Below are 26451 nucleotides of genomic sequence, written 5' to 3'. Positions count from 1 at the left end.
GAACCCTGCCCCTAAAGGAGCGATATGAGTAAAACGACGCAGCAGTCGCGTCTCGCTATCGGCATCGATGTCGGCGGCACCGGCATCAAGGGGTGTGTGGTCGACCTCGAGCTGGGCCAGTTGGCCTTCAAGCGGATCCGTATCCCGACCCCGCGTCCCGCTCATCCTGACGATGTCGTCACGGTGATCGGCCAGGTTGTCGAACAGGTACTCAGCACCGCTGTCGAGACCGGGGTGGCCGACGCGGGGGAACTCGAGACCGCGCCACTCGGACTGACCTTTCCCGGCATCATGAAGCGGAACGTGGCGTATTCAGCGGCGAATCTTGGCGACGACTGGATCGGCGTCGACATCGGCAAGGCCGTTAAACAGAAGACCGGGCACACGGCGTTTGTGATTAACGATGCCGACGCGGCTGGTGTTGCGGAAATGCATTTCGGCGCGGGAACGAAACGCAATAGCAAAAAGCCAAGCAATAAGCCACGAAAAGGCGTAGTCATTATGACGACCCTTGGCACCGGAATCGGTGTGGCGATATTCCTGGACGGAAAGCTCCTGCCAAATGCCGAGCTGGGCCACCTTGAGATCCATGGACACGATGCCGAGACCAGGGCCGCGGAGTCCGCGAAGGTCCGGGAGGACCTGAGCTGGGCCGCCTGGGCCGAGCGGCTGCAGAGCTACTATTCCCATTTGGAGTTCCTGCTCTCCCCCGACCTGTTCATCGTCGGCGGCGGCATTTCGAAATCGCACCAGGAATTTCTGCCTCTGCTGGATTTGAAAACCGAAATCGTGCCCGCAGGCCTCTTCAACGGCGCCGGGATTGTCGGCGCGGCGGTACTCGCCGCAAAGGCCAGCGAGAGAAAGGCCAGCAAGAACAAGGCCAAGAAGTAACCGCACGGACGGTAATGATCCGGCGCGGACGGATGGGTCGCCCGGTACGCCGGGTTCTGTGCCCATGTGCGGTTGCCCGACATGGGTGGCGGTCATCTATCTCGAAGCGCCGTTACCGGCACTTTCCAGCAGTCCACCCAACAACTCGGGCGAGCAGCCCTCAAACGCTGTCTGTCTGACCTTGCTCCGGGCGGGGTTTACCTAGCCGAATCAGTCACCTGATTCGCTGGTGGTCTCTTACACCACCGTTTCACCCTTACCGCCGAACGGCCGATGGCGTATCCGGCGGCGGTCTGTTTTCTGTGGCACTGTTCCCGCGGGTTACCCCGGGTGGGCGTTACCCACCACCCTGCTCTGCGGAGCCCGGACGTTCCTCGGCACCGTACGGCTCTCGCCTAACGATGACGCGACCGCCTGGACGACCCATCCGCCTCAGCAATAGTACTAGCTGTCGACCCCAGCCGCCGAGCCGCTCACGGTGAACCTCAGCGACGGCGCCGAAACATCGACGTCTTCGAGTCGCGCCTTCACGTTCTCACCCGGTTCCTCGGTGCCGTCCGCCCGCGAAAGGACGGCGGGCGAGGTCAGTTGAATCTGCAAGGGGTTCTTCTCCCGCTTGACGTCACGTCCGACCACGACGGCATCGAAAGTCTCACCGACCCTTTCCTCAAGCACGAGTGCCTCAGTCACGGCGATGACGCTCCGCTCAACCAATCCTGTCTTCCGGTCTGACTCCTCCATCAGACCCGGCAGGCTGTCCAATGCCTCCAGCGCCCATTGCGGAGCTCCCTGGCCGGAAAGCAACCCGTGGCAAATCGCCAGCCCGAACCGGTCGACGAGCCGACGAATGGGCGCGGTGACGTGCGCGTAGGGCGCGCCGACCGCAGCCTGCATGTTCTCTTCCGGTACGGATCCGTTGAACGCGGTATAGCCGGCGCCTCGGAACAGGCCCGGCGAGCGGTACAGCAGGGCGAGGTGCGCAGGGTTGCTTTCATCCAGGCTGCGCAGCAGGTTCTGATAGCTTCCGTTCGCCGGCACGCCGAGGCTCCTGGCCGCCGTGAAGAAGTCGTCGACGGCGCTTTGGTCCGGGCCGGGAAGGGTGCGCAAGAGGCCCACCTTCCCGTCGAGCATGATCTGGGCGGCGCACATCCCGGCCAGCAATGAAATCTGAGCGTTGGCGTCCTCAACCGGAAGCCGAGGCCGGAACTGCAGCTCGAATCCGCCATCGGCGGCGCTGACTTCCTGATCCGGGATGCGGAGGTCGGCTCCACCTCGTTCTTCCTCCTGCGCCCGGCGCAGGACGCCGATCTCGAGCAGGCTGTCGATCGATTCGTGCAAGGTGCCGGCATCCGCGTCAGCCTGCACGGACTCATAGTCCAACTGGGCTACCGAGCGAATCTGTGCGGATACGAGGTCAGTTCCAGTCGCGTGCCCGGCCTCATCGAGATCGATGATCCACACCAACGCGGGCCGTAGTTCTCCGGCGAGCAGCGAGGCGGCGTTCTCGCTGATCACCTGCGGATGCAGCGGCACGCGCCCATCGGGAAGGTAAATGGTCTGGCCGCGGCGCCGCGCCTCGAGGTCCACCAGGCCGCCGGGCTCGATGAAGAAGGGCAAATCAGCGATCGCGTAGTGCACCCGGAACCCAGAGCCGCGGCGTTCCAGATACATCGCCTGGTCAAGGTCCGTGGAACCGGGTGGGTCGATGGTTACGAACGGGATCTGGGTGAGGTCCTGCCTGTCGGCAGAAAAATCCTCTGCCGCAACTTGCTCGGCTTCGCTGAGAACGTCGGGGGGAAATGAATCCGGCAGATCCGCGTCCTTGCGGATTTTCGTGTAGGCGCCGGCAAATCGTTCCGGCGTCGCGCCTGGCAGGACGACCTTGTGTAGGATCACGAATCCAACATTAGGTCAGATGTGCGTCTGATGGCACGGCTTGGCTAGGGTTTAGCCGTGCTGATATTGCTGCCGCCCTCTGAGGGCAAGACCCCGGTCGCGTCGGGACGGCCCGTCACCCTCGAGTCCCTCACCTTTCCCTCGCTGGCCACCGATCGCGCCGAGCTGATGAAACGGCTTGCCGAGGTCTCGGCCGCGGATGACGCTCTGGAGATCCTCGGGGTCGGTAGTTCACTGCTCGACGATGTCCGGCGAAACACCGGTCTGGAGTCGGAACCAGCAGCGACCGCCGCCAGAATCTACACCGGCGTGCTCTTCAACGCTCTCGGCGCTGCCAGCCTTTCTGCTCGCGGCCGGAAACGCGCCAGGGAATCAGTGCTGGTGTTTTCCGGACTCTGGGGCGCCGTCGGACTGCGGGACAGGATCCCGGCATACCGGCTCTCGATGGCCGCCGCGCTGCCAGGGACCGGCAAGCTGGCCAGCTGGTGGAAGCCGCGGCTGACCCCGCTGCTCGACCAGGCGTCGGACGGCCAGCTTGTGGTTGACTGTCGCTCATCGACCTATTCCGCTGCCTGGAAGCCACCGACGGATCGGACCGTGGCGGTCCGGGTCTTCCGCGAAGCTGCCGGCAGCCGCAGCGTCATTTCGCATATGGCCAAGGAAACCCGGGGCGAACTCACCCGGCACCTGCTGGAGCGCGATGGCCGGCCACCCCGGACGCCGGCCCAGCTGCTCGCGGCGGCGAATGAAAAGTGGACGGCGGAACTCGTCCCTGTCCGCGGCGGCACACCTTGTCAGCTCGATATCGTGCTGAAATAGCGATGTCTACAGCCTGACCAGGATCCGGTCGCACTCCTCGCACCGCACGATATCGTCATCCGCCCGGTCCTCGATCTCATTCAGCTGGGTCGGGCTGAACTGCTGACCGCAACCTTCACAGGCGTTTCGGCGCAGCGCGGCCGCACCAACCCCGTCAAGGGTTGACCGGAGCTTCTCGTAGAGCCGCACCAGATCGGGATCGATGCCGGCGACCGCGGACGCACGCTCAGTTTCGACATCGGCACGTTCGCTCTCGATCTCGGACAGCGCCTTGTCCCGGGCGGTTTCTAATTCGGCCGATTCGGCATCGATGCCAGAACGTTCCTGCGTCAGCGCGTCGACAGTTTCGCTGACCGCCTCGACCGCCTCCATGTGCTCCAGCTCGATCAGCTCGAGGTCACCGCGCCGCTCGCTGAGGTGCGCCACGTCCGTCTGCAGCGCTGTCAGGTCCTTCGAACTTCCGGTGCCGGTGTCCAGCCGGGACTGGTTCCTGTCGATCCGGCTCTGCACCGCCGCCACTTCCTGTTCGGACGATTGAAGCGCCGAAGCAGCGGCCTCAAGCTCGCGCTCCGAGGCCGAAAGTCGCTCGTTGAACTCTGCACGGCGTTCGGCGAGCTTCGCCAGATCGGCAATTTCCGGCAGCGACTTCGCCTTGTGTGCCAGCTGAAGGAGTTTCGAATCCAGGCTTTGGACGTTCAGCAGGGCATGTTGATCAGCGGCGGAGGCTTTTGCCACGACGATCTCACTTTCTAAGTCGGCAGGCGAAGCGTCCATGGATCGGTCACCACGGAACTCACGATTGTCTCCACAGTAGTACCTTGCTGGGCGAGCGCACTACGGATTTCGGCCGCCGCCGCGTGCAGCCACAGCGACTCACTAGCCCAATGCGAGACGTCGATCAGATGCGGCGTTCCCGCAGCGCCACGTCCGGCGGATTCCAATGCCGGCCGTGCCGCCTGCTCACGCGCTTCCGAGGCAGGATGATGGCGCAGATCCGCCGTGACGTACACGTCGGCGCCGGCCGCCCGGACCTGGTCGAAGTAGCCGTCACCCGCCCCACCACAGACCGCTACCCGCCGGACGTCGGCGTCGAGGTCGCCGGATACCCGGACGCCGCCCTTGGTGGCTGGCATTGCAGCAGCCACAGTCTCGGCAAATTCGCGCAGCGAGACCGACGTCGGGAGGTTGCCGACCCGGCCGATGCCAAACACAGGTTCGATCGAGTCAGGGTCGTCAAGCGGTCGCGACCTGGTAATCCCAAGCGCTTCGATCAGTACCTCGGAGACCCCGCCGATAGCGCCATCCGCGTTGGTGTGGGCATTGAACAGGGCAATGTTTCCGCGGATCAGTCTGTCGATGGCGCCACCCTTGGTGGTGTTGGCGGCCACCGATGTCACCCCGCGCAGCAACAGCGGATGGTGAGTGAAGAGCAGGTCAGCGCCGACCGCTTCCGCCTCGGCGATAGTCGCATCGACCGGGTCGACGGCGAACAGAATGGTCCGGATTTCCCGGCTGGGATCGCCGACCGCAAGGCCGACGACATCCCAGCTTTCGGCTGTGTCGTAAGGCCAGAGCCGTTCCGCAACTGCGAGCACCTGCGCGAGTGTCGGCCCCTGGTCTGTATTTTTCGCTAGCATCCCTCTACGTTAAGGGCATGGATATGCGAGGAAGCGTCATCGGTGATCTTTTGCAGCGCAGCAGCGAACGACACCCCGGCAAGACCGCGATTCACTTCGATGATCGCTCCTGGACGTTCCTCGAACTCGACCGTGCGGTTTCCGCGGTGGCGGTCCGGCTGCTCGAAGCCGGGATCGCGCCGGGCGATCGCGTCGCCGCGTACGGAAAGAACTCCGACGCCTACCTGATCGGCTTTCTGGCGTGCGCCCGGGCGGGCGTGATCCACGTTCCAGTGAACTTCCAGCTCAGCGGAGATGAGCTGCGCTATCTTATTCAGCAGTCCGGCGCGGCCGCGGTCCTGGTCGACGACGAGCTCCGCGGCAATGTCGAGTCCGTCGCCGGCCCGGAATCGCTCCGCCTTTTCAGTCTGAGTGGCCAGGAAGACAGCGTGTTGGACTGGGCCGAGAACGGCCGGTCGGACGAGCCGATCGACAACAGCCTGTTCAATGTCTCCGACGGCGATGTCGCGCAGTTGCTCTATACCTCCGGTACGACCGCGGCACCGAAGGGTGCCGTGATGACGCACCGGGCGCTGATCCATCAGTACGTGTCATCGGTCATCAGCCTCAACCTTGACACCGACGACTCTCCGCTGCATGCCCTGCCGCTCTATCACTCAGCTCAGATGCATGTGTTCCTGATGCCATACCTGGCGGTGGGAGCGACATCCCGGATTCTGACCGGCCCGGATCCCGCGACGGTCTTGGCGACAATAGAGGAACAAGGAATCGATTCATTCTTCGCCGCGCCGACGGTCTGGGTGGCGATCGCCAACCACGAGGAGCTGAGTAGCCGGAACCTCGACAGCCTGCGTAAGGCGTTCTACGGGGCGTCGATAATGCCCGGGCCTGTTCTGTCCCGGTTGCAGCAACGCTTGCCACAACTCGGCTTCTACAACTGCTTCGGACAGTCCGAAATGGGGCCGCTGTGCACGGTGCTTACCCCTGCGGACCATGCGGCACACCCCGAGTCGGCCGGACGGCCGGTGTTCTTCGTATCGATCCGGGTGGTCGATGCCGATGGAAACGACGTGGCGGATGGCGAGGCGGGCGAGATCCTGTACCGCTCACCCCAGCTGTGCGAGGGCTACTGGGAGAAGCCCGATGAGACGGCAGAGGCGTTCCGAGATGGCTGGTTCCATTCCGGGGATCTCGTGCGCCGCGACGAAGCCGGTTACATCACCGTGGTGGATCGGGTGAAGGACGTGATCAATACCGGTGGCGTGATGGTCGCATCCCGGCAGGTCGAGGACGTGATTTACGAACTGGATGGCGTTGCCGAGGCAGCCGTAGTCGGTGTGCCGGACGAGAAGTGGATCGAGGCGATCACCGCTTTCGTGGTGACGAAAGGTGAGCTGACCGGGGACCAGGTGATATCGCACGTCAAGGACCGCCTCGCCGGCTTCAAAGTGCCGAAACGAGTGGAGATCGTCGGCTCGCTCCCCCGCAATGCGAGTGGAAAGATCCTTAAACGGCAACTGCGAGATGCGTAAGTGCTGGCCGGAATTGTGCCGGTCGAAAAAACTATGGCAGAATCATTCTTCGTTGCCACTGGCGATCGAATGATCCGCGGGCGGCGCACGGGCCTATAGCTCAGTTGGCTAGAGCATCTCGTTTACACCGAGAGGGTCGGGGGTTCGAGTCCCTCTGGGCCCACAATGGAAAATGGCTCCGACCGCTCTTTGGTCGGGGCCATTTTCCAATATCTGACCGAGCATGAGAACCCCTTGGGTGGGCCCCCGCTGCGAGCGCCAGCGAGCAGTAGGGGATCGAGTCCCTCTGGGCCGAGCACGAGAACCCTTGGGTGGGCCGGAATTTACATCAGGCCGGCTTGATGGGCGAGCACGGCCGCCTGCACCCGGCGGGTCACGTTGAGCCGCTGAAGAATCTCACTGACGTATCCCTTGACCGTTGCATCGGCGAGATGCATATTTCGGGCAATCTGAGCATTCTCCTCACCGCGTGCGATACCCAGGAGCACCTCCTGTTGCCGCTCGGTGAGTTGCGAAACAGCCTGACGGGCGTCGGCCTGTCGTGTCATCGGCCCGGCCGCATTCTCAAGCAGCCAGCGGGCAACGACCGGTGAGAGGGCTGCCCCACCCGCATACACGGTGCGCACCGCGGCAATGAGGTCATCGGGGGCGCTTGCCTTTGTCACGTACCCGTCCACGGACGCCTCCACGGCCCGTCGCAGGTACTCTGCGTCAGCGAAAGTGGTCAAAACAACGAGACGCGCCGAGATCCCGGCAGCGCGTAAGTCATCGATCGCGTCCAGCCCGGAGCGCCCCGGCATCCGCACATCCATCAAGACCACGTCGCATCCGGCCCCCTGGACGGCAGAAACGGCCCCGAGACCATCTCCATGTTCGAGCACCACCCGGATTGCCGGGTCAGCTTCGAGGATCGTGCGCAGTCCGGCCCGGATGAGAGGTTCATCGTCGATGAGCCCGACCCGGATCGGCGACGGAACGGCATTTTCAGCAGCGGTGGGCGTCATGGCGCTGGGATTATCGTCTTCGAACCGACCTGGCCGCCGGTGAAGCACACCTCGTACACCTCCGTGCGCTCAAAAGGACTGAAGGTTGCTTCATAATGGTGGCACGATCCCGCACCAACCTGCGGTGGCGGTGATTGCATGTCCATCACCGGTAGCCGAGAACGGGCGTCTCCCTCTTGCTGACCGATGCTGATAGCTGCAAGGTCCTCTGCGGAAATGCGGGAGAGGGCCGCCTGACCGAGCACCGCCCCCACCGGAAGCGCGACCATGACTACCGCAGTCACCAGAGGGAGTACGACTAGCATCCTCCGCGTGCGACGACGACGGATCGAAACCACGCGGCGAGCCTCGTCAACCCTGGCCGTGGGATGAGACGGGATGCGGGCCTGAACGAGCCACCCGTCATCACGAGGTCCTGCCCCTAGCGAGCCCCCGATTTCCTCGACTTGGTCAATTAGTCCTTGGAGGCCATGACCGCTCCCGGTCGGGAGTACGGAAGGATCGGCGGCGGTGTCAGCTCCAAGGTTCTCCACTGCGACCACGACGTCGTCCTGTTCCCTTCGGACCCGAACACGGATCGGAGATCCCGGGGCGTGCCGTAGCACATTAGTACACCCCTCCCGCACGACTGCGACGGCGGCGGCACTCGCGCGAGCCGATGATGTTGGCCCTGCAGATTCCGATATCGCGTTCAGACCGGTTTGGACCTCGACCTGCACCGAAGCACCAGCCCGGCGGATACCGGCGGCGATCTCGTCGATTCTCTCCGCCAGCCCGGCATGTTCGTCCTTGGTGCCGAGTCCGGTGACCGATCGGTTCAGTGCTTCCACGCAGCCTGCGATCGAAGCACGCAACTGCTCAAGAGCGGGTGCGAGGTCGTCACCGGCCCGGGTGCGCAAAGCAGCGGCCTCGATCGAGGCAAGCGTCAGACGGTGCCCCAGGTCGTCGTGCACCGTGCGGGCAAGTTCGGCGGCGTGTTCGGAGCGGATGCGCTGTTCTGTTTCCGCGGCCCTCGACTCCTTCTGTGCGGCCAGTTCCCAGCCGAGTTCTGCCTCGCGTCGTTGCAGCAGCAGCAGACGCCCCGTAAGCACTGCGGCTACGAGAACCGGCAGAAGGATGGCGACCCAGGCCAGAACATTAGACATGCCTTCCAGTCTCCCAGCATCCACGGCCCACGCACACCCGCCGTTCGGAGGGTCCTGACCCATGACAAGAGGGGCTGGACGGCTCTGCCCGAGGGCGGATACGCGCTCCTAAAGTAGTCGCCATGAGCAGAACCTCACCCACGTCCATAGACCGAATAGAGCATTACACCGGCACAAGGAGCTGGCCAAGACTCGCAAATGCACGCACCCGAATCTTGCGGCCGCTTCCTCTCGCCTGTGGGCTGATCTTCGCTCTCGTGGCGCAGTTCCTTCTGCTGACGTTGCCCAGTCGTGCCATGGCGGCGCCGGCGAAGGATGTTCACGCATGGCTGGAAGAGGTGAGCGCGGGTGGAGTTCCGGCAACCGCGGTGGTCGTCACTCGGGGTGACGAGGTGGAAGTTGAAACAGGAGCCGGCAGTATCGGCGGACGCCCGGTCGATGAACACACTCCCTTCCGTATCGAATCGCTCTCGAAGTCCTTCACAGCCACGGCCGTCATGCAACTAGTCGAGGAGAAACACATCGACCTCGACACCCCGGTCGTCGAGTATCTGCCCGACCTTCGGATCGACGATTCTCGCGCTGAAACGATCACCGTGCGAGAGGTGCTGAACCAGTCGAGTGGACTCACGGATGCGAGCCTTGGTTTCAATCAGTACAGCGCCGGGCCGAGTTCCCCACGGGAAGCCGTGGCCCTCCTCTCGCGCAGTCACCTGGACTTTGATCCTGGAACCGACTGGGCCTATTCGAATCCCAACTACTGGATCTGCGCGTGGCTCATCGAAGAAGTCTCCGACATGGACCTGGAGACCTACCTGGAGCGGAAGATCCTCGACCCGCTGGGAATGACAGAGACCACGAGCGCACCCACCAGGGACCAGGTTGGAGGTGCGGACGGGCACACGTACGCCTACGGGGTGCCGGTTCAAGTCACCGCTCCGGATGCCGTGGTGGCTGGCAGTGGCGGAATGACATCGACCGCTCACGATATGGGGATTTGGTTACGCTTCCAGCAGGGCGCCCTGTCTGACGGTGAGGGCGTGCTTTCGACCGGGATGCGGGAAGAGATGCATCACCGTCAAGCACCGGTAGGGGGGCTCTATGCGCTGGGTTGGTACAGCGGGCCTCCGGCGGATGGGGGCGTCGAACGAGTCTCACATTCCGGGGTGGGAGCCGGAACCGGTGCCTATCAGGGGCTCTTTCCCGACGGAGTCGGCGTGGCAGTTCTGCAAGCGAGTTCAGCCCCCGACCCGTACAAGGTCGCGGCCGCCCTCTATGACTATTCGGAGGGCGGAACGCTTGGAGCGGCGCCTTCCGTGCCGGGCCCCGGCCGCGACCTCATTATCACGCTCATTGTGCTCGTGGTCCTCGCTATGTGTGCGCGAGGAGTGGTGCGTAGTCGGCGCTGGGCGTCACGGGCCAAGAGGGTCCGGGCGTCCCTCACACTCGGGGCTGGGGCACTTGTAGCTACAGCAGGGTTCACAATCCCCGTCTGGGGATCTCTCCTGCTTGGACGCGCCGCGGCCTGGCCAGTCCTGTTCGCTGGAGCACCGGTTCCGGTGATCGCCATCCTGGCAACATCGCTCAGTATCGGTGTCCTCACTATCGTTCGTCTCGCACGACTCGGGCAGTCAGTGCAGCGTTAGCGTTCCCGCTGAGCCGTTGAGCGTGATGCGGGCACCGTCTCGTATGCGCGTTGTGGCGCCCGAGACGCCGAGGACGGCAGGGATACCGTATTCGCGGGCGACGATCGCCGCATGGGAAAGCGCGCCGCCGGTCTCGGTGACCACGCCGGCAGCGATCGTGAACAGGGGTGTCCATGCTGGATCGGTGTACGGACAGATAATGATGTCGCCGATCTCGACATGCCCGAAATCGGAGGGACTGCTGACGATGCGGGCTTTCCCGGTCGCCGCACCATGAGCGCCCGGGATTCCACTCAGCAAGGCATCGTCTGAAATCGAAGCTTGGCTTGGCATCGGCGGGAGCGGTGCCGTGACAGGCCTGGATTGGAGCAGCCATATCGTTCCGTCCGCGATCGCCCACTCGATGTCCTGCGAACCCCCGAGAAGTTCCGTCACGCGGTTTCCGAGCACAGCGAGCCGTACTGCGGTGGCGTCGTCCAGCGCCGACAAAGTCTGCTGATGCTCGGGAACATCGTGCCGGATCACGCCCGTGAGGCCTTCGCCCCGATCCAAACGTGTCGTCTTTCGACCGATGGTGCGCCGCACAGTTCCGTTCGGTGCAATCTCGAAGGTATCCGGGGTGACGGTTCCGCCTACCACGCCGAGGCCGAGACCCCAGCTCGCTTCGATCCGGGTGTGATCGCCGGGTCGCGCGGGAGTGAACATGACGCCCGAGATATCGGCATCGACAAGGCGCTGAACGAGCACCGCCATCTTCGCCGGTTCCGCTCGCGTCCCGTCGCCTCCAGTTCGGTTCCAGTAGTTCGCAACTCGGGCCGAGGACGCCGACGCCCAACAGTCGCGGATCGCGTCAGCCACGGCCTCCACGCCCTGGACGGCGAGGATGCTCTCATACTGACCCGCCGCCGAAGCGTCTGCACTGTCCTCATTCGCGGCTGAGGAGCGCACTGCCATCGGAGGATCCCCCATCCGTGCAAGCGCTCCTGCCACCTCTCGCCTGAGCGCAGCTGGCAACCGCCGGTGAGGTTCTCTACCGGCGGCGTGATGCGCGGCGATCGGCACCACGAATCCCTCGGGCACCGGCAATCCCTCCCGCAGCAGCGCGCCAAGCGTCGCCGCCTTGCCGCCACAGGTCTCAGGAATCGCATCCAGAAGTGTCGTTACCATTACCCCATCCATCAACGTTATGTTGACAACATTACGTTGATTGTGCAGGATGAACTGTATGGAAGGCAAGCACGAGCTATCGCAGACCAGCGGCGTAGATCACATGCAGATGCAGCGCGAACGCGAGGCGCAAGGCCGACTTCTGGAACTCGGCGCCGACGAGATGGAGCGTCGGCCGTGGAGGCCAGCCCCTGCACCACCCACTGCCGTCGATCTGACTCAGTTCGCACTCTGGCGATCCGCGGACCTCGACCCAGACGATCTGCTCACCGCGCTCGCGCTGCTGCCCGCCGCGCGTACCGAGGTCGAGGGCGTGGAGATCGGCCTGCTGTTCACGGCACGAAACGCCGGGCTCACCTGGGCGCAGATCGCTGAGGCGACCGGGTTTCGTTCGCCCCAGGCCTGCCAGCAGTACTACACCCGGCTGAACGCACGACAGAGTGAGAGTTCATGACCCGGCAATCTCCGCCTGACCTGCGGATACTCCACGCCACGCGGCTGCTCGGCTTCGGGAACAGCACCTTGATCGCCGAACGTGCCGAGACCTCTCGCGACGAGGCCGTGAGCGTGCTTCGCGAGGCTGAACGTCAGGGCTGGACGCAACACAGCGCGTTTGCCGATCTAGAGGGCTGGTCGCTCACCGAGGAGGGACGAGCCGAGAACGAACGCCAGCTCGCACGCGAACGCGCCAGCACAGACCCCGAAAACAGGATCGAAGAGGTCCACCGCGAGTTTCTGCCGCTCAACTCCCGGCTTCTGCGCGCATGCACCGACTGGCAGATCAAACCCACCGACGAAGATCAGTTCGCACCCAACGACCATGCCGACACCGCCTGGGATCAACGCATCCTGGTGGATCTCGCCGCGCTCAGCGACGCGCTCTCACCTCTGATCGGTCGCCTCTCCGACGTGCTGGCGAGATTCGGCGGATATGACGTCCGCTTCGAGACGGCCCGCCAGCGAGCGCAGAGCGGACAGCACCACTGGATCGACAAGACGGACATCGACTCCTGCCACCGCGTCTGGTTCCAATTCCACGAAGACCTCATCGCCACCCTTGGTATCGACCGCGGCGCCGAGAGCACCGCTGGTTCCTGATAGGCCGCGGGAGGCGGATAGGTATCCACACCGTCGTCATCAACTACCTCTGTGCGATGCCCCATCCGAGCCGGTGAGATCGTGATGATCGCCCAGGAGTGATCAGTGGCTGGATCCCGAGGGTCACAGCCTTCATAACAGCCATCCTCCCTCCTCAGAGGGCGGCGAGGCGCCGGGAGAACGTTGCTAGAGCGTCGGCGATGGCGTGCACGTCGGTGGTGTCACTGGCGGCGAGGCGTTCGGAGATCCAGGTCCGCGCTAGCGTGGAAGCGGGAATGCCTGCGCGTTCGGCGGCGGCTTCGAGCGCGGAAATCTCTGATTCAGTCAAGGGTTGGTTTCGGCTGCTTCGGACTCGGCGCGAAGAAGATCGGCGAGATTGCCGATGTTGTCGGTCATGGTGCATCGCCTCCTGTGGTGTAGCGGCCTTGGTCAGTGGAGTTCGCGGACCATCCGTTCACTCCGTAGCGGACGCCATCGTGGTCGAGAACGATGACGGTGACGATGCGGCCGGTGTATTCTGCGCGACCGATGACGCGGATGCTCCTCCCAACGGTCGATCGATGTCAGGTTCAGCTCATCCCTTGCTCCGCCTTCTCCCACAGCGTCACGCGGCGCAAGTCGAAACCGTCTGGTGATCGACAGGACACTCTCGCCGTTTACTCCCCTCGACGTTTACTCCCCTCGACGTTTACTCCCCTCGACGTTTACTCCCCCTCGGCGACCTGTCTCGTCTGATGCCATGCGCAACCAAGCCGTTCAGGCCGCTGCCAGGAGTTCGGTTTGAGTCCAGTCGAATCCACCAAGAGGTCGTTGTTCAAACCAACGACATCACCGGTTTGAGTTCCAGATTCCGCCGTCCGCCCGTGTTGGCGGACGGCGAGGTCTTGGACTTCCGGGTTGAGGAACATGTTGAACGGCAGGCCGGGCTTGCCGTGGATGGTGTCGTCGTCGAGCCATGACGACAGAATAGGTCCGAGCCGTGGGCAGAATAGGTCCGAGCCGTGGGCTCGCCCGGGGATCATTCGGCGCGGGGGTCGCGCAGGCGGGTCATCGCCTCAATGAGGCTGGAGTGGATGTACTCCAGTTCGGGCGAGGTGACGGATTCCCAGGACTGGCCGGAGTCGGCGGAGGCGTCCTCCCCCGGGGCCCAGTCCGTACCCTCGTCGGATCCCTCGTCCGCGGACTGGCCGGTGGGTTCGTCCCAGACGGCCGCACCGGGATTGTGCTTGTAGACCCACCACAGGTGCCCGAAGGGGTCGGCGAAGCGGGAGAGCACGTCGCCGAAGAAGTCGGTGGGCGTGGTAACGATCCGCCCGCCCCGCTCTTCGGCGCGGCTCAGGACGGCCTCGGGGTCGTCGACGTAGACCCGGACGAATGCCGGGGTGTATGGCCAGCCGGGTTTGCGATCGGCGATCGTGAGCGTGGAGTCTCCGATGAGCAGTTCGGAGTGCAGGACGAGGCCGTCGCTGTCGGCGGTGCGCGCCTCCGGCACCTCGACGGCGCCGAAGACGGCGACGAGGAAGTCGATGAGGGCCGCCGCATCGTCGGTCCAGATGAAGGGGTCGACGGTGGCAGATCCGGTGGGAGCAGCAGGGATTCGAGTGGACATGGTGTCCCTCCTTTCGTTGGTAGCTCAACCCTCTCGGGTATTGCGGTCGTTATATGGCCACTAATTGAAATAGACTGTTTGGCATGTCCACCTCCGTCCGGCTCCTGGAGCTGCTCGCGCTGCTGCAGAACCACCGCTACTGGGCGGGCGAGGACCTCGCCCACCGCCTGGAGGTCAGCCCGCGCACTCTGCGCCGCGCTGTCGAACAACTACGCGACCACGGCTACCCCGTGCACACTGCCCGTGGCGTCGGCGGGGGCTACCAGCTCGTCCCCGGCGCAGTGCTGCCGCCGCTGGTGCTCAGTGAGGCCGAAGCCGCCGCTGTCGTCCTCGGGCTCAAAGAAGTCGCCTCCGGCGTCTACCCCACTTCGGCAGACGCTGCGGTCAGCGCGATGGCCAAGATCGTCCAGGTGCTTCCGATGCGCATCCGCCGCCGCATCGACAGTCTGCGGACCGTCGCCATGCCCCGGGCCGAGCGTCAGCAGGCAGGAGTCGCCGATGTCGCGGCGTTGACAACCGTCGCGCTCGCCTGCCGCGACAACGAGGCACTCAGGTTCGCCTACCGGGCGCGAGATGGCCTGGTTTCCGAGCGAGTTGTCCACCCGCACCGAACGACCAGCGTGGACCACCGCCTCTACCTCATTGCGTGGGATCTGGACCGAGCAGACTGGCGCACTTTCCGCATCGACCGGATCGACAACCCGATTCGGAGCGGCAAGAGGTTCACCCCACGCCAGCTTCCCGACTCCGACCCCGTCGAGTACGTGCATGAGCAGATCAGATCACTGCCTGCGCGTTACCCGATCCGCGCCACAGTCCAGGCGCCAGCCGAACGGGTCAAGCGGGAGGTCGCGCAGTACGGGACGGTGGAACCCATCGATGACGGGTCATGCGGGGTCTACATTCCGGCCGACTCTCTCGACTGGGCAACCTTCTGCCTCGGAGCCATCGGAGCTCCCCTGGTGGTCCACGGCCCGCCGGAGGCCATCGACTACATCCATAGCTGGGGTCAACGACTCATCGCCGGCACGGAGAGCAGAACATCCTGAGGCGCAAGGCTGATGCTCAATGATGAGGATGGTCACAGATCAAGAGCGCCGTGCTCGGCTGGGTGTCAGGCACGCTCTTGCCCGGTCGGCCAGGGTGCTGTCGCCGGAGGACGCTGCCCGTGCGGTGGTCTGCCTGCACGCCACTGATCCGCCGAGCATGCACCTGTCCTGCTAGGCGCGGATCTACCCATCGCCGGCCATGCAGCCGGGCGCCAGTCGACGCCAGCCTGGTGAGAGGTCCTCGCCAGCCACGATCTGTTTCGCGCCCTGATGCGAACCCTTGAGAACACGTGAAATCAGCGTCCCGAGCGGCTTCCGGGGGTTTGAGAAGCACCCACGGAGGTCCACCAGAAGTTCCTTACGGGAACAGACGATCTGACAATGCCGGTGGCGTGGCGGCACTCTAGAGGCGCGAATCTGCGTCGGCGCCGGACCACAGAAAGGTGACGGCCCTTCAGAACGAGTCTCCGTATCGGGTGGCAATCGCAGCAGCGCGATCGCGTAGCGCGGTGCGCAATGACTGCGGAGTCAGCGCTTCCACGCGCGTGCTGAGCTGCCACAGCGCCCATTCGGCGTGTCGCAAATCCTGGAAGGTCACCTCAAGCCGCAGCCAGCCGTCTGTGTCGGCCTCTTCGGCGACGACAGCCAGCGCGGTGCCCACCAGCTCCTCCCGTCGTGCCGGGTCCACCCGGACCAGCACGGCGACTTGGTTGCCGCCGGTCCGAAACCGGGTGCTGCGTTCCTGCCAGACCTGGCCCAGATCGACTTTGTCTGGTCGCTGTGCGGGTTCGGGGAGCTCCTCCGCGGCCAGGATCCGAGACAGCCGGTAAGTCCGATCCGCGCCGGACGTCGTTGCCAGCAAGTAGCCCTTGTTACGCACGGTGACCAGGCCGATCGGGTCCACCGTGCGCCATTTCGCGGCCCGGTCCACCGCCGCATAATGAATGCGCAGCTTGTGCCCGGCAAGCACCGCACGCCGGACCTCGATCATGATGGAGTCGGGTACTTCCTCAGTGTCCTGCCGGCGTGCGAGCAGGTCGGTCTCCGGGTCGACGAGAAATCGCTGAGCCACGTCGCTCGCGGTGGCCTGGTGGCCTTCGGGCAACGCGTCGACCAGCTTGCGCATGGCTGAAGCAAGCGCCGAGCCGAGGCCGAATACCTGCTCGCCGCGCCCCGATCCGGCGGTCAGCAGGGCAAGGGCCTCGTCGTGATTCAGCCCGGTCAGCTCGGTCCGGAAACCTGGCAGCAATGCGAAACCGCCGTGCCGGCCGCGTTCGGTGAAGACCGGGACGCCTGCCGCGGAAAGCGCCTCGATGTCACGCAGCACCGTGCGGGTGGATACCTCCAGCTCGCGGGCCAGCGCGTCCGCGGACAGCCGACCGCGCTGGCGCAGCAGCAGCACCAGCGAGACCAACCGATCGGCACGCATACAAAAACTCTATCGGAATACATGACACAGGATGTCGTGATTTGTTGCCAGGCTGGTTAGCACGACGTCAAAGATGGCGGCTACCGAGCCGACGGGCGTGCGTACTCGATGAATCGAATGGAGTCGATATGGCAATCGAACGAACGGCAGTCAACCCGGTGACGTGGTCACAGGCGTTGGGATTCAACCAAGGTGAGGTCGTCTCTGGGCACGCCCGGACCCTCTACATCTCGGGGCAGACCGCGATGAACAACGACGGCAAGCCCCAGCATGACGGTGACATGGCGGCACAGTTGGCGCTGAGCCTCGACAACCTGGAGGCCGTGCTCGACGAGGCCGGCATGTCGCTGGCGAACCTGGTCCGGCTCAACGTCTACACCACCGACGTCGATCTACTCTTCCCGGACTACGGCGTCCTGGCATCGCGGCTGGGTGCAGCCAGTGTCGCGCCGACCACCACGATGCTCGGGGTGACCCGGTTGGCGATCCCAGGCCAGATGGTCGAACTCGAAGGAACCGCCGTCGCGTAATGCGACATCGCCGCCTCGAAAGTGAGCCAGACAATCAGTCGTCGGACTGTCGTGCCTTGAGCACAAACGATGCGGTCAAGGCAACACTGCGAGCCGGATCCTCTGCAAGCATCGTCAAGGTCGTCTGGGCCCGCAGACCGGGGATTCCTGCGAGCACTGCCGCGAGGCGCTGGCGAGCCGTGTCGGTTGCGCCGACCAGCTCGTTAGCGATTGCGTTTGCAATCTCGTCTGCGCAGCCGTGCCGGTTGGCGAGCAGCTCAAGTACGTCAGCGGCTTCGACATCGTCGCTTCCCTCGACAACCAGGGTGAGAAGCGCAGGGATGGCATCGGCCTGACCGCTTGTGCCGCGCGCGAGTACGGCTCGTCGGCTTACCAGCGGATCAGGGTGACGGAAGGCATCGGCGAGGGCAGCAGCAGCCCGTGGAGAGTTGATCTTTTCCAGCGCCGCCACCGCACGATGTCTCCGATTGGCGATCGGAGAATTCAGAGCTTCCGTGAGAACCGGGAGCGCACTGTCGCCGAACCGTGCCAGGGCCCAGTAAAGCGCGCCGGCGGCAAAGGGATCGGCCTCGTGCAGCGCCGCTTCGGCAAGATGGATGGCGTCGCCCTCCTCCTTGCCTGCGACTGACAGGGCGAAGCGTTGGCGCGCGGAGGGGTCGTTGGCGTCGAGTCCGCGAATCAGTCCGATGATTCGCAGTACGTCGGACCATGCAGTGGGGTCGCTTGCTTGCACCTGACCAAGTCGGCGAAGCAGTTCCTCCTCGCGGCCGAGGCGGTCTCGGGTGCGGGTGATGAGCTGTTCAACAATGGATGCCGGGCTGAACGAGAGGTCCGCGAGTACGTCCGCGATCTCGTGCAGGCTCAGTCCGAGCGAGCGGAGTCCTTCCACCTGAAACAGCCGACGGACATCCTGCTCCGAGTACTCGCGGTACCGGCTCGGGGTCCGCTCGGATGGCGACACCAGCCCGAGCCGGTCGTAATGGCGCAGCATCCGAGTACTGATGCCAGACTGTTCAGAGACTTCGCCGATCAGCACCGGTTCACTCCCCGATGACCGGTGCGCCAAGAAGCGCAACGGTCCGGCGCGCTTCGGCGATCGCGGCGTCGAATCCCTCGTCGGGATACTGGATCAGGTGCTCGGTGGCGATGGCGTGTGTGCGCACGGCATCGTCACTATCGGCTTTCGCTCGCTCGACAACGGGCGATGCCGCCGGGCCAAGAGCGACGAAGGCGCGGCTGAGGCTCAGCTGCATCTCGCGGTCCCCCCGGTTGAACTGGGTCGACAATGTCTCAGCGAGTTCAGCTTCACGCCCCGCAGGGACGAGTCCGGCCGCGGTACGCCACGCAGCGCGGGCGACCTCGTCGTTCTCATCCTGCAGCAGGTCCGTTGTGATCGCGGACCACACCCGCCGGTCACCGATCTTCGACAGCGTGTGGAGCGCCTGACTCCGGGCCTGCGCCGTTTCCGACTTGAGCTCGATCAGCAGCCGATCCACGGCTGAATCTGCATCGTGCCGCGTAAGCGCCCAGGTCAGCATGTCGCGCACGTAGAAGTCCGGCTCTACCCCGCACTGCTCCACCAGGACATCGACGTACTTGGGCGCGGGATGCATGCCGGCAGTCAGTGCAGCTTGAAGTCGGGCCGACGGGTCCCCTGCTTCTAGCGCAGTCTTCAATCGCGACGCGATCTGGTTGTCATGTTTCTGGATCACTTCTGGACCACCTCCGCCTTAGATTCAAAACCTTGTCACAGTGTCAAGGTCAAGTGCGGATGACTCCACCGGAGCGGCGAGCTCCTCGAACACCATCGCTTTCGGCCTGCGGAATGTTCGTCGGCGCGAGTACCAGGACGACGAGGGCGGCTGAGATGACACCGAGCCCGACCCATCCTGCGGCAGTCAGGCGTTCGCCGACCACGACAACTGCGAGGATGGCGGCCACGGCAGGCTCGCTCAGCGTGAGGGTGGTCGCGGTGCTGGGTTTCACCCGGCTCAGGCCGTACCCGAAGAGGAAGTACCCAAGGAACATCGGTATCAGAGCCATATAGGACGCGACCACGAATGACTCGGCCGAGGCTACCAGCGGTGCACCCGTGATCAGCAGAACCGGAACCAGCAGAGCGCCACCAGTGCCGAAGACCGCGCCCATCGATGCGGCTCGGCCAGCGCCGTTCTGCATAAGCCGGTGCACCACCCAGGAGTACGCGGCATAGGTGCCACCCGCCAACAGCCCCAGCACTATGCTTGCGCCCGTCGCCAATGCCGAGGACGGTAGCTGGCTCAGCCTCGACAAGCACAGCAGCAGGCCGCCGGTCACTCCGAGCACCGTTGCCAGCATCCACCAGCGACTCAATGCCCTGCGCTCCAACACCCGCTCAAGTACCCCAGACGCCAGCGGGGCCGAGGCGAGCGAGACCACAGTGCCGATCGCCACACCGCCCAGATGCATCGAGCTGTAGAACGCCAACGGATAGATGGCGACCGCCACGGCGCCAGCAGCGACCATAGCCGCGTTGGTCCGAAGTATCGACCATGAGCCCCGCAGCGCGGGAATGGCAATAGCCGCCTGCAACAGTCCCCCGATGCCGAGCGCGGCCGCGCCGATGGCCAACGGGCCTGCATCGGGAGCGAACGTCGCCGCCGTGCCCGTCGTGCCCCAAAGGAACGATGTGGTCAGGATCGCGGCCACGCCCGCGAGCCTGCCCTGGTTCACAGCGCATCCACCATGCCGGAGGCGATCGAGCGGGCACGGATCAATCGCGACGGGTCACCTTCGAGCCCCGCGCGCGCCATCGCGCCCTCCAGCAGGAAGCAGAAGTGCTCCGCCAGTTCTCTCGCCCGGTCTGTATCGGTCAGCTCGGCGAGGTGCGATGTCAGGATTTGCTCAACCTGCTCCTTCTGCCCTCGCACCGCCTCGCGCGCCGGGTCGCCAACCGGGAACTCCGCCGCGGCGTTCAGCAGGCCGCATCCACGGAACCCGTGCTCATAGGCGGTCGAGGCGTGATCGATGTAGGCGTCAAACACCGCCAGCACCCGCTCCCCCGAGGTCGACGCATCGGCAAGCCTGGCGCGGTAGAGCTCAAGCCATTCCTGGTGCCGTGCCCCGATATACGCCAGAACCAATTCTGACTTCGAGGCGAAATTGTTGTACAGGCTCATTTTCGCAACACCGGCCTCGGCCGTGATCGCATCGATGCCCGTCGCCCCCACACCGTCGGCGTAGAACCTGCGCGCCGCCGCATCCAGCAACCGCGAACGCGCCGATGCTGCACGTTTCTGCTCAGTTCCCACAGTTGCCACCCGCGCCTTTCATCGATTAGGTAGATCAGTCTACCCAGCCGCGCTCAAGCGATCGGGACCGTGCCGGAGTGTCGTGGCGCCGGATGTCAGTGCCTGGTCGTAATCTGCCGTCATGGAGATCAACTATTGCCCAGAGTGCGGAACTGATGTCGTCTACATCGGCCTGGCCCGCTGGCCCGATACCGACGAACTGGTCAACGTCGCCCAGTGTCTGGCCGAAGATTGCGGATGGGCCGGCGCGGATATCGAAAGCGATTACCCGGTGCTGGCGGTAAAGCAGTCAGCAGCCTGAGCCGAGTCTGCGAGCAGACCGAGCACCAGCCCTTCACCGCAGCACTCTCAGTTTGTGCTTGTGTTCTGCCCGGAGTTACCCTCATCCAGTAAGAACGTGCTCCGGGGTCGGTGAAAGTCCGAACCGGCGGTGATAGTCCGCGACCCGGCCATTTCGGTGGCCGGTTGACTCGGTGAAACTCCGAGACCGACGGTTAAAGTCCGGATGGGAGGCAGCACGCGTGCGAAACGGCGGAAGTGGATAGGTGACCGGTCCCCTATGTCAGGGGTGACGTCTCCCTATTCATCGACGACGGCAGACACGCAACGGCATTCCTCACCCCGGTTCACTCCATCGACTTATCGATTGCGAGGGACCAGCGGTGACAACCGACGCAGCCGCTATGACGCGCGCCATCGAGCTTTCCCTGCTCGGCGCCAATGGTTGCGCACCCAATCCGCGAGTCGGCGCCGTGATCCTTGATCCGCACGGTGACATCGTCGGCGAAGGCTGGCACGAACGGCCCGGCGAACCACATGCCGAAGTTCACGCACTACGCGCCGCCGGAGACAGGGCCCGGGGCGGAACCGCCATCGTCACGCTCGAGCCGTGCAATCATCATGGCCGCACTCCGCCCTGTTCCGCGACGCTGCTGGAGGCCGGGATCGCCCGAGTCGTCTACGCGGTCGCCGACCCGACCTCCGATGCGCAAGGCGGCGGAGCCAGCCTGGCCGGCAACGGCATCGACATTTCCTCGGGCATGCACGAGCGCGCCGCGCGGGCCGCCAACCAGGAATGGCTTACCGCCGTCGCGCGTCGCCGGGTGCACCTGACGTACAAGGCAGCGATGACGATCGACGGCAGGATTGCAGCCGAAGACGGCACATCGCAGTGGATTTCCTCGGCAAGTTCACGTGCTGACGTCCACCGCTTACGCGGCCAGGCCGACGTCGTCATCGCGGGCCGTGGCAGCGTCTTGCTGGATGGCGCGCGGCTAACCGCCCGCGACGCAGCCGGCCGACTGCTCGACCACCAGCCCCTGCGAGTTGTCGTCGACTCGCAAGGCAGGACCCCACCCGACGCACCGGTTCGCAACGACGATGCGCCGACCCTGATCGCCACCACCGCCGAGTTCGGCGCGGGTGACGACGGCCGGGTTGATCTGGAATCGCTGAGCCGGGTGCTCTTCGATCGCGGCCATCGAGGCGCGCTGCTGGAGGGCGGGGCCACACTCGGCTCGGCGTTCCTGCGCGCCGGTCTGGTCGACCGGCTGATCCTCTATGTCGCGCCGCTGATGCTGGGCAGCGGCACCAGCGTGATCAACGATCTCGGCCTGCACACCCTTGCCGACGCCACGCGCTGGCAGCTCGACGACACAACGATTCTCGGCGGCGATGTCCGCCTCAGCTACACGCTGGAAGACAAGTGAAGGAGCCCGCAATGTTTACCGGAATTATCGAGGAACTGGGCACGGTGGCCGGAATCGATGTCAGTCCCGAAACACAAAGCGCCACACTGCGGATCGACTCCACCCTGGTAGTCAGCGACGCCGCGGACGGAGACTCTATTGCAGTCAATGGCGTCTGCCTCACCGTCACCGGGTTTTCGGCCAGCCAGTTCGCCGTCGACGTGATGAACGAAACCCTGCAGCGGTCGGCGCTGGCGCGGTTGAGGGCCGGCGACCGGGTCAATCTCGAGCGGGCCATGCCAGCGTCGGGACGATTCGGCGGCCATATCGTCCAGGGGCACGTGGACGGAGTGGGCACACTGCTGACTCGCGAGTCCACGCCGAAATGGGACATGGTTCGGATCTCACTTCCGCCGGAACTCCGCCGCTACGTCGTCGGCAAGGGCTCGATCACCGTCGATGGCACCTCGCTCACAGTCGCCTCCGTTGACCAGCAGACGATCTCGATCGGCCTGATCCCGTCGACACTGGCGAAAACGACCCTTGGCACCCGGGAGATCGGTGACCAGGTCAACCTGGAGGTCGATGTGCTCGCGAAATACGTCGAAAACCTGATCAGCATTCCGAACGCCGGGAGCACATCATGAACGTCAGGCTGGATACGATTCCCGAGGCATTGGCCGCCCTCGCGGCAGGAAAACCGGTGGCTGTCGTCGATGACGCCTCCCGGGAAAACGAGGGCGACCTGATCCTCGCCGCAGAACACGCCAGCGCGGCCAGCATGGCCTTTCTGGTTCGGCACACCTCCGGCGTGCTCTGCGCGCCACTTCCGGCCAGCCGGCTTGACGCGCTCGCGCTGCCACCGATGACGGCGATAAACGAGGATGCCAAGGGAACCGCATACTCGGTATCCGTCGACGCCCGAATCGGGGTGACAACAGGGATCTCGGCCGCGGACCGCGCCCGAACATGCCGGCTGCTCGCCTCCGCCGAAACGACGCCCGCGCAGCTCACCCGGCCTGGGCACGTGTTCCCGCTCCGGGCCAGGGAACACGGTGTTCTTGCCAGACGCGGGCATACTGAGGCGGCGATCGACCTCACCCGGTTGGCCGGCTGTAGTCCGGCAGGCGTGATCGGCGAGCTCGTCGCGGACGACGGGAGCATCATGGATGCACCGGCGACCCGCGAGTTCTGCGACAGTCACGGTTTGGTGATGATCTCTATTGAGGACCTGGTGGCCTATCGGTACCTGATCGAATCTCCGCTATCGGCCAGCCCGGCAGTGCTTCTGCCCAGCACGCTGGCACAATCGTCACCGGGCGACGATGCTCCCCGGTTCATGGCGACCGCCTACCGCAACGAGGTCAGCGACGACGAACACCTGGTGCTGACCCTCGGCCTGGATGCACGCTCAGATGAGGCGCCGCTGGTGCGGGTTCACTCGGAATGCCTCACCGGGGATGTCTTCGGATCCAGCCGCTGCGATTGCGGAAACCAGCTGCGCTCCGCAATGCAGGAAATCGCCGAGGCAGGTCGCGGTGTGCTCATCTATCTTCGCGGACACGAGGGCCGCGGCATCGGACTGACCGCGAAGCTCCAGGCGTACGCTCTGCAGGAAGCCGGCCGGGACACCGTCGACGCAAACCTGGATCTCGGCCTCCCGGTCGACGACAGGAGCTATCACGCGGCGGCGGCCATCCTTCGGGACCTTGACGTCACCCGGATCAGGCTGCTTTCCAACAATCCGGGAAAACGGGCGGCGTTGGAAAAAGACGGAATCGAAGTGACGGCGCAATTGCAGCGGCCGTCGATGGCGACGCCGGAAAACCTCGCCTACCTCACCACGAAACGGGACCGGATGGGGCATGTCATCGACATCGGGGACCTGCCCGCACCCGGACGCTCGTCGGGAACCACACAGCTAGGAGTCGCACCATGAGCAATGCAGGAACGCCGGGAATCGGAATCAACGAAGGCCGCCTCGCCGACGGCACCACTATTCCCCGGCTACGGGTCGGAATCGTTGCCGCGAGCTGGCACACAACGGTGATGGACGGACTGATTGCCGGCGCCAAACGTGTCTGTGAACTTGCCGACCTCGAGCCGACTGTGTTGCGGGCTCCGGGCAGCTTCGAGCTACCGGTGTTCGCCTCGCGAATGGCGCGAGCCGACTATGACGCGATAATTGCGCTGGGCGTCGTCATCAGAGGCGGCACGCCGCACTTCGACTACGTATGCCAGGCTGCGACAATCGGCCTCACCGATGTTTCTACCCGGACCGGCATTCCGGTCGGCTTCGGGCTGCTGACCTGCGACGACGAGCAGCAGGCGCTTGATCGCGCCGGTCTGCCGGGGTCAATTGAGGACAAGGGCGCCGAAGCCGCCGAAGCCGCGATCAGTTCGGCCGTCGTGCTCAAGGCAGCCCGGCTCTAACCGCGAAAGCCCGGCTCTAACCGCGCACTGCTCGGCGTATCACTCGTCGGCGTCAGGCACAGCCTCGCCATGACCGGCGGCAACCAGTGCCGCCCTGAGCCGGGCGGCGTTGTCATCCAGCTGCTTCGGATCCGGATTCTTGTTGGCGTTGGCCAGGTTGAAGTCCGCCGGGCCGTTCGCCGGCCACACGTGCAGGTGAAGGTGCGGAACCTCGAAGCCCTGAACCATCAAGCCGACTCGTTCACTGCCGAATTCCAACCGTTGCGCGGAAGCGATGATTCTGGCCACCGTGTAGAGCCGAGCGCTCAATTCATCGTCGGCGTCCATCCAATGATCGACTTCCTTGCGTGGCACAACGAGGGTGTGCCCGTCAGTGAGCGGACCAGCGTCGAGGAAGGCAACCACCTGGTCATCCGCCCAAACGAACCGGGCCGGGATCTCGCCGTCGATAATCTTTGTGAATATGCTGCTCATAGCCGGCCTTCCTTGTTCTGGTCAGTTCTAGTCAGTTCTGGTCAGAGGATTTCGTTTGTCCGAGATCAGTCGCGGCCTCGTGGGCCTCAGGAGCGTCGTCCGCGAGGAACTGTGAGAAGTCTCTCGCCTGCGCCGCGTCACCCACCTGGCGGGCGGCGATCCGCCGATCGCTGGAAACCAGGAAGGTGCCACGTTCGGCCCGGCCGAGCTCCTGGTTGAACACGCCGTAGAGCTGTGCGACCGCACCGTGCGGCCAGAAGTCGCTCAGCATCGGGAAGTCGAGGTTCTCTGCCTCGGCATAGGCTCTCAGCGCGAATTTAGTATCCACCGACACTGTCAGCAACGACATCCCGCGTCGGGCGAATCCGGCGCTCAGTTCTCGCAGCCGGGTCAGCTCGGTTCCACAGACCGAGGAGAATGCGAACGGGAAGAACACCAGCAGAACATCGCCATCGCGGCACAGCGTCGACAGCCGGACCGACGATCCGAATTGACCCGGCAACTCGAAATCGGGTGCAAGGGTCCCTTCGTCCGGCAACCGGCGCTCGGGCATCGGGAAGCTGCGCCCGGCAGGCATCAGCGACTTTTGCGGCTTACCAAACGCGTGCCGGACCAGTCGCCGGATGCGCTGATTGAAGAGGTGACGTGCATGCCCGCGGTCGGCGCGGCTTCCGAAATCTCACCGGCGGGCACATGCCCGGGACGCGACGGCTTCGGCGTGAGCAACCAGACGACGCCACCCTCGTCCAGCGTCGACAGCGAATCCACCAGGGCATCGATCAGGTCGTCGTCGTCTGATCTCCACCACAGGATGACGGCGTCAACTACCTCCTGCGAGTCTTCGTCCTCGAGCTCACTGCCGATGATTCCCTCGATCACGTCGCGCAGATCGAAATCGACGTCATCGTCATACCCGAGCTCCTGAACGATCTGTCCCGCGCGGAATCCGAGGTTTTCGCCAAGGTTCTCCTGCGCCGGCTTTGCGGAGCTGTTGCCGCTCACGTATCGCTTCCTTTCATGAAGATGAGTGTTCCGCACATCACTCTATGCGCACAACCCGCCCGAGGCATCTTTCAACCTGCGTTTTGCATCCCGCCTGCGCAGAGCCACCGAG

The 26451-nt window shown here is 64.5% G+C and carries 30 protein-coding genes, 1 tRNA gene, 1 other RNA gene and 1 riboswitch; of the genes, 15 read left to right on the top strand and 17 right to left on the bottom strand.

Annotated features, from left to right (window positions below; translation table 11 throughout):
- The first annotated feature begins 24 nt into the window (after positions 1-24).
- The gene (ppgK, locus tag LWF01_RS06780) at positions 25-891 is read left to right on the top strand and encodes a polyphosphate--glucose phosphotransferase (protein ID WP_349640275.1); all 867 of its coding nucleotides are present in this window, start codon (positions 25-27) and stop codon (positions 889-891) included.
- A gap of 29 nt (positions 892-920) precedes the next feature.
- Here the strand turns inward: ppgK and rnpB are convergent.
- Both rnpB and LWF01_RS06770 read right to left on the bottom strand, forming a co-directional pair.
- An RNA gene (gene rnpB, locus LWF01_RS06775) (RNase P RNA component class A) lies at positions 921-1317 on the bottom strand.
- Positions 1318-1335: 18 nt separating this feature from the next.
- Positions 1336-2787, bottom strand: a complete 1452-nt coding sequence (locus LWF01_RS06770) for an RNB domain-containing ribonuclease (RefSeq protein ID WP_349640274.1) — start codon at positions 2785-2787, stop codon at positions 1336-1338.
- Between the two features lie 57 nt (positions 2788-2844).
- Between LWF01_RS06770 and LWF01_RS06765 the strand changes: the two genes are divergently transcribed.
- Positions 2845-3606 (top strand): YaaA family protein, encoded by a 762-nt coding sequence (locus LWF01_RS06765; RefSeq protein ID WP_349640273.1) that lies wholly within the window; start codon positions 2845-2847, stop codon positions 3604-3606.
- A 6-nt stretch (positions 3607-3612) separates the two neighbouring features.
- Here the strand turns inward: LWF01_RS06765 and LWF01_RS06760 are convergent, their stop codons facing one another.
- Positions 3613-4380, bottom strand: a complete 768-nt coding sequence (locus LWF01_RS06760; protein ID WP_349640272.1) for a zinc ribbon domain-containing protein — start codon at positions 4378-4380, stop codon at positions 3613-3615.
- On the bottom strand, positions 4356-5243 hold the full coding sequence (locus tag LWF01_RS06755; RefSeq protein WP_349640271.1) for a Nif3-like dinuclear metal center hexameric protein: 888 nt from the start codon (positions 5241-5243) through the stop codon (positions 4356-4358). The genes LWF01_RS06760 and LWF01_RS06755 overlap by 25 nt, the downstream gene beginning before the upstream one ends.
- Positions 5244-5260: 17 nt before the next feature.
- On the opposite strand from LWF01_RS06755, the gene LWF01_RS06750 reads away from it, so the two are divergent.
- Together LWF01_RS06750 and LWF01_RS06745 are read left to right on the top strand one after the other, a co-directional pair.
- On the top strand, positions 5261-6775 hold the full coding sequence (locus LWF01_RS06750; RefSeq protein WP_349640270.1) for a fatty acyl-CoA synthetase: 1515 nt from the start codon (positions 5261-5263) through the stop codon (positions 6773-6775).
- An 89-nt stretch (positions 6776-6864) separates the two neighbouring features.
- Positions 6865-6938: transfer RNA gene (locus LWF01_RS06745), tRNA-Val, on the top strand.
- A 160-nt stretch (positions 6939-7098) separates the two neighbouring features.
- Here LWF01_RS06745 and LWF01_RS06740 read toward each other — a convergent pair.
- Entirely contained in the window at positions 7099-7779 is a 681-nt protein-coding gene (locus LWF01_RS06740) for a response regulator (protein WP_349640269.1), read from the bottom strand.
- Positions 7776-8924: a sensor histidine kinase gene (locus LWF01_RS06735; protein ID WP_349640268.1), complete on the bottom strand. Its 1149-nt coding sequence runs from the start codon at positions 8922-8924 to the stop codon at positions 7776-7778. Before LWF01_RS06735 ends, LWF01_RS06740 begins: the two co-directional genes overlap by 4 nt.
- Before the next feature lie 257 nt (positions 8925-9181).
- Between LWF01_RS06735 and LWF01_RS06730 the strand changes: the two genes are divergently transcribed.
- Positions 9182-10570, top strand: a complete 1389-nt coding sequence (locus tag LWF01_RS06730; RefSeq protein WP_349640267.1) for a serine hydrolase domain-containing protein — start codon at positions 9182-9184, stop codon at positions 10568-10570.
- Here LWF01_RS06730 and LWF01_RS06725 read toward each other — a convergent pair.
- On the bottom strand, positions 10556-11737 hold the full coding sequence (locus LWF01_RS06725; protein WP_349640266.1) for a PEP/pyruvate-binding domain-containing protein: 1182 nt from the start codon (positions 11735-11737) through the stop codon (positions 10556-10558). The genes LWF01_RS06730 and LWF01_RS06725 overlap by 15 nt on opposite strands.
- 58 nt (positions 11738-11795) lie before the next feature.
- On the opposite strand from LWF01_RS06725, the gene LWF01_RS06720 reads away from it, so the two are divergent.
- Positions 11796-12191, top strand: coding sequence for a DNA-binding protein (locus LWF01_RS06720; RefSeq protein ID WP_349640265.1), 396 nt, complete (start codon positions 11796-11798; stop codon positions 12189-12191).
- Positions 12188-12835: a transcriptional regulator gene (locus LWF01_RS06715; protein WP_349640264.1), complete on the top strand. Its 648-nt coding sequence runs from the start codon at positions 12188-12190 to the stop codon at positions 12833-12835. Before LWF01_RS06720 ends, LWF01_RS06715 begins: the two co-directional genes overlap by 4 nt.
- A gap of 154 nt (positions 12836-12989) precedes the next feature.
- Here the strand turns inward: LWF01_RS06715 and LWF01_RS06710 are convergent, their stop codons facing one another.
- On the bottom strand, positions 12990-13163 hold the full coding sequence (locus LWF01_RS06710) for a hypothetical protein (protein ID WP_349640263.1): 174 nt from the start codon (positions 13161-13163) through the stop codon (positions 12990-12992).
- Between the two features lie 690 nt (positions 13164-13853).
- Complete coding sequence (locus LWF01_RS06705; protein ID WP_349640262.1) at positions 13854-14444, bottom strand: VOC family protein; 591 nt, start codon at positions 14442-14444, stop codon at positions 13854-13856.
- An 83-nt stretch (positions 14445-14527) separates the two neighbouring features.
- Here LWF01_RS06705 and LWF01_RS06700 point away from each other — a divergent pair, with 83 nt between their 5' ends.
- Together LWF01_RS06700 and LWF01_RS06695 are read left to right on the top strand one after the other, a co-directional pair.
- On the top strand, positions 14528-15493 hold the full coding sequence (locus LWF01_RS06700) for a helix-turn-helix transcriptional regulator (protein WP_349640261.1): 966 nt from the start codon (positions 14528-14530) through the stop codon (positions 15491-15493).
- Positions 15494-15521: 28 nt separating this feature from the next.
- Positions 15522-15668 (top strand): hypothetical protein, encoded by a 147-nt coding sequence (locus tag LWF01_RS06695; protein ID WP_349640260.1) that lies wholly within the window; start codon positions 15522-15524, stop codon positions 15666-15668.
- Positions 15669-15947: 279 nt separating this feature from the next.
- On the opposite strand, the gene LWF01_RS06690 is transcribed toward LWF01_RS06695, so the two are convergent.
- On the bottom strand, positions 15948-16922 hold the full coding sequence (locus LWF01_RS06690; protein WP_349640259.1) for a helix-turn-helix transcriptional regulator: 975 nt from the start codon (positions 16920-16922) through the stop codon (positions 15948-15950).
- A gap of 134 nt (positions 16923-17056) precedes the next feature.
- Between LWF01_RS06690 and LWF01_RS06685 the strand changes: the two genes are divergently transcribed.
- Positions 17057-17452 (top strand): RidA family protein, encoded by a 396-nt coding sequence (locus LWF01_RS06685; RefSeq protein WP_349640843.1) that lies wholly within the window; start codon positions 17057-17059, stop codon positions 17450-17452.
- 34 nt (positions 17453-17486) lie between these two features.
- On the opposite strand, the gene LWF01_RS06680 is transcribed toward LWF01_RS06685, so the two are convergent.
- The 4 genes from LWF01_RS06680 to LWF01_RS06665 all read right to left on the bottom strand — a co-directional run bounded on the left by LWF01_RS06680 (position 17487) and on the right by LWF01_RS06665 (position 20742).
- Positions 17487-18488, bottom strand: a complete 1002-nt coding sequence (locus LWF01_RS06680; RefSeq protein ID WP_349640258.1) for a MerR family transcriptional regulator — start codon at positions 18486-18488, stop codon at positions 17487-17489.
- Positions 18489-18492: 4 nt separating this feature from the next.
- Positions 18493-19065, bottom strand: coding sequence for a HEAT repeat domain-containing protein (locus tag LWF01_RS06675; protein WP_349640257.1), 573 nt, complete (start codon positions 19063-19065; stop codon positions 18493-18495).
- 148 nt (positions 19066-19213) lie between these two features.
- A complete protein-coding gene (locus tag LWF01_RS06670; RefSeq protein WP_349640256.1) occupies positions 19214-20164 on the bottom strand; it encodes a DMT family transporter in 951 nt (316 codons plus the stop codon).
- Positions 20161-20742, bottom strand: coding sequence for a TetR/AcrR family transcriptional regulator (locus tag LWF01_RS06665; RefSeq protein ID WP_349640255.1), 582 nt, complete (start codon positions 20740-20742; stop codon positions 20161-20163). The genes LWF01_RS06670 and LWF01_RS06665 overlap by 4 nt, the downstream gene beginning before the upstream one ends.
- A 121-nt stretch (positions 20743-20863) precedes the next feature.
- Here LWF01_RS06665 and LWF01_RS06660 point away from each other — a divergent pair, with 121 nt between their 5' ends.
- The 5 genes from LWF01_RS06660 (at position 20864) to ribH (ending at position 24863) form a co-directional block, all read left to right on the top strand.
- Positions 20864-21043 (top strand): hypothetical protein, encoded by a 180-nt coding sequence (locus LWF01_RS06660; RefSeq protein ID WP_349640254.1) that lies wholly within the window; start codon positions 20864-20866, stop codon positions 21041-21043.
- Positions 21044-21136: 93 nt separating this feature from the next.
- A riboswitch (FMN riboswitch) is annotated at positions 21137-21264 on the top strand.
- A 140-nt stretch (positions 21265-21404) separates the two neighbouring features.
- Complete coding sequence (ribD, locus tag LWF01_RS06655; RefSeq protein WP_349640253.1) at positions 21405-22451, top strand: bifunctional diaminohydroxyphosphoribosylaminopyrimidine deaminase/5-amino-6-(5-phosphoribosylamino)uracil reductase RibD; 1047 nt, start codon at positions 21405-21407, stop codon at positions 22449-22451.
- Between the two features lie 11 nt (positions 22452-22462).
- Positions 22463-23077 carry a riboflavin synthase gene (locus tag LWF01_RS06650; RefSeq protein WP_349640252.1) on the top strand — a complete coding sequence of 205 codons (615 nt, stop codon included), beginning with the start codon at positions 22463-22465 and terminating at the stop codon, positions 23075-23077.
- Positions 23074-24369, top strand: coding sequence for a 3,4-dihydroxy-2-butanone-4-phosphate synthase (gene ribB, locus LWF01_RS06645; protein WP_349640251.1), 1296 nt, complete (start codon positions 23074-23076; stop codon positions 24367-24369). The genes LWF01_RS06650 and ribB overlap by 4 nt, the downstream gene beginning before the upstream one ends.
- On the top strand, positions 24366-24863 hold the full coding sequence (gene ribH, locus LWF01_RS06640; RefSeq protein WP_349640250.1) for a 6,7-dimethyl-8-ribityllumazine synthase: 498 nt from the start codon (positions 24366-24368) through the stop codon (positions 24861-24863). Before ribB ends, ribH begins: the two co-directional genes overlap by 4 nt.
- 39 nt (positions 24864-24902) lie before the next feature.
- On the opposite strand, the gene LWF01_RS06635 is transcribed toward ribH, so the two are convergent.
- The 3 genes from LWF01_RS06635 to LWF01_RS06625 are packed head-to-tail and all read right to left on the bottom strand — an operon-like array spanning position 24903 to position 26339.
- Entirely contained in the window at positions 24903-25337 is a 435-nt protein-coding gene (locus LWF01_RS06635; protein WP_349640249.1) for an HIT family protein, read from the bottom strand.
- Between the two features lie 31 nt (positions 25338-25368).
- Entirely contained in the window at positions 25369-25914 is a 546-nt protein-coding gene (locus LWF01_RS06630) for a redoxin domain-containing protein (RefSeq protein ID WP_349640248.1), read from the bottom strand.
- Entirely contained in the window at positions 25914-26339 is a 426-nt protein-coding gene (locus tag LWF01_RS06625) for a DUF3052 domain-containing protein (RefSeq protein ID WP_349640247.1), read from the bottom strand. Before LWF01_RS06625 ends, LWF01_RS06630 begins: the two co-directional genes overlap by 1 nt.
- Positions 26340-26451: the final 112 nt, after the last annotated feature.

Source organism: Saxibacter everestensis (assembly GCF_025787225.1).
GTDB lineage: Bacteria > Actinomycetota > Actinomycetes > Actinomycetales > Brevibacteriaceae > Saxibacter > Saxibacter everestensis.
The sequence above is the reverse complement of the archived record's forward strand: the minus strand, read 5'-3'. Positions and strand labels throughout refer to the sequence as shown.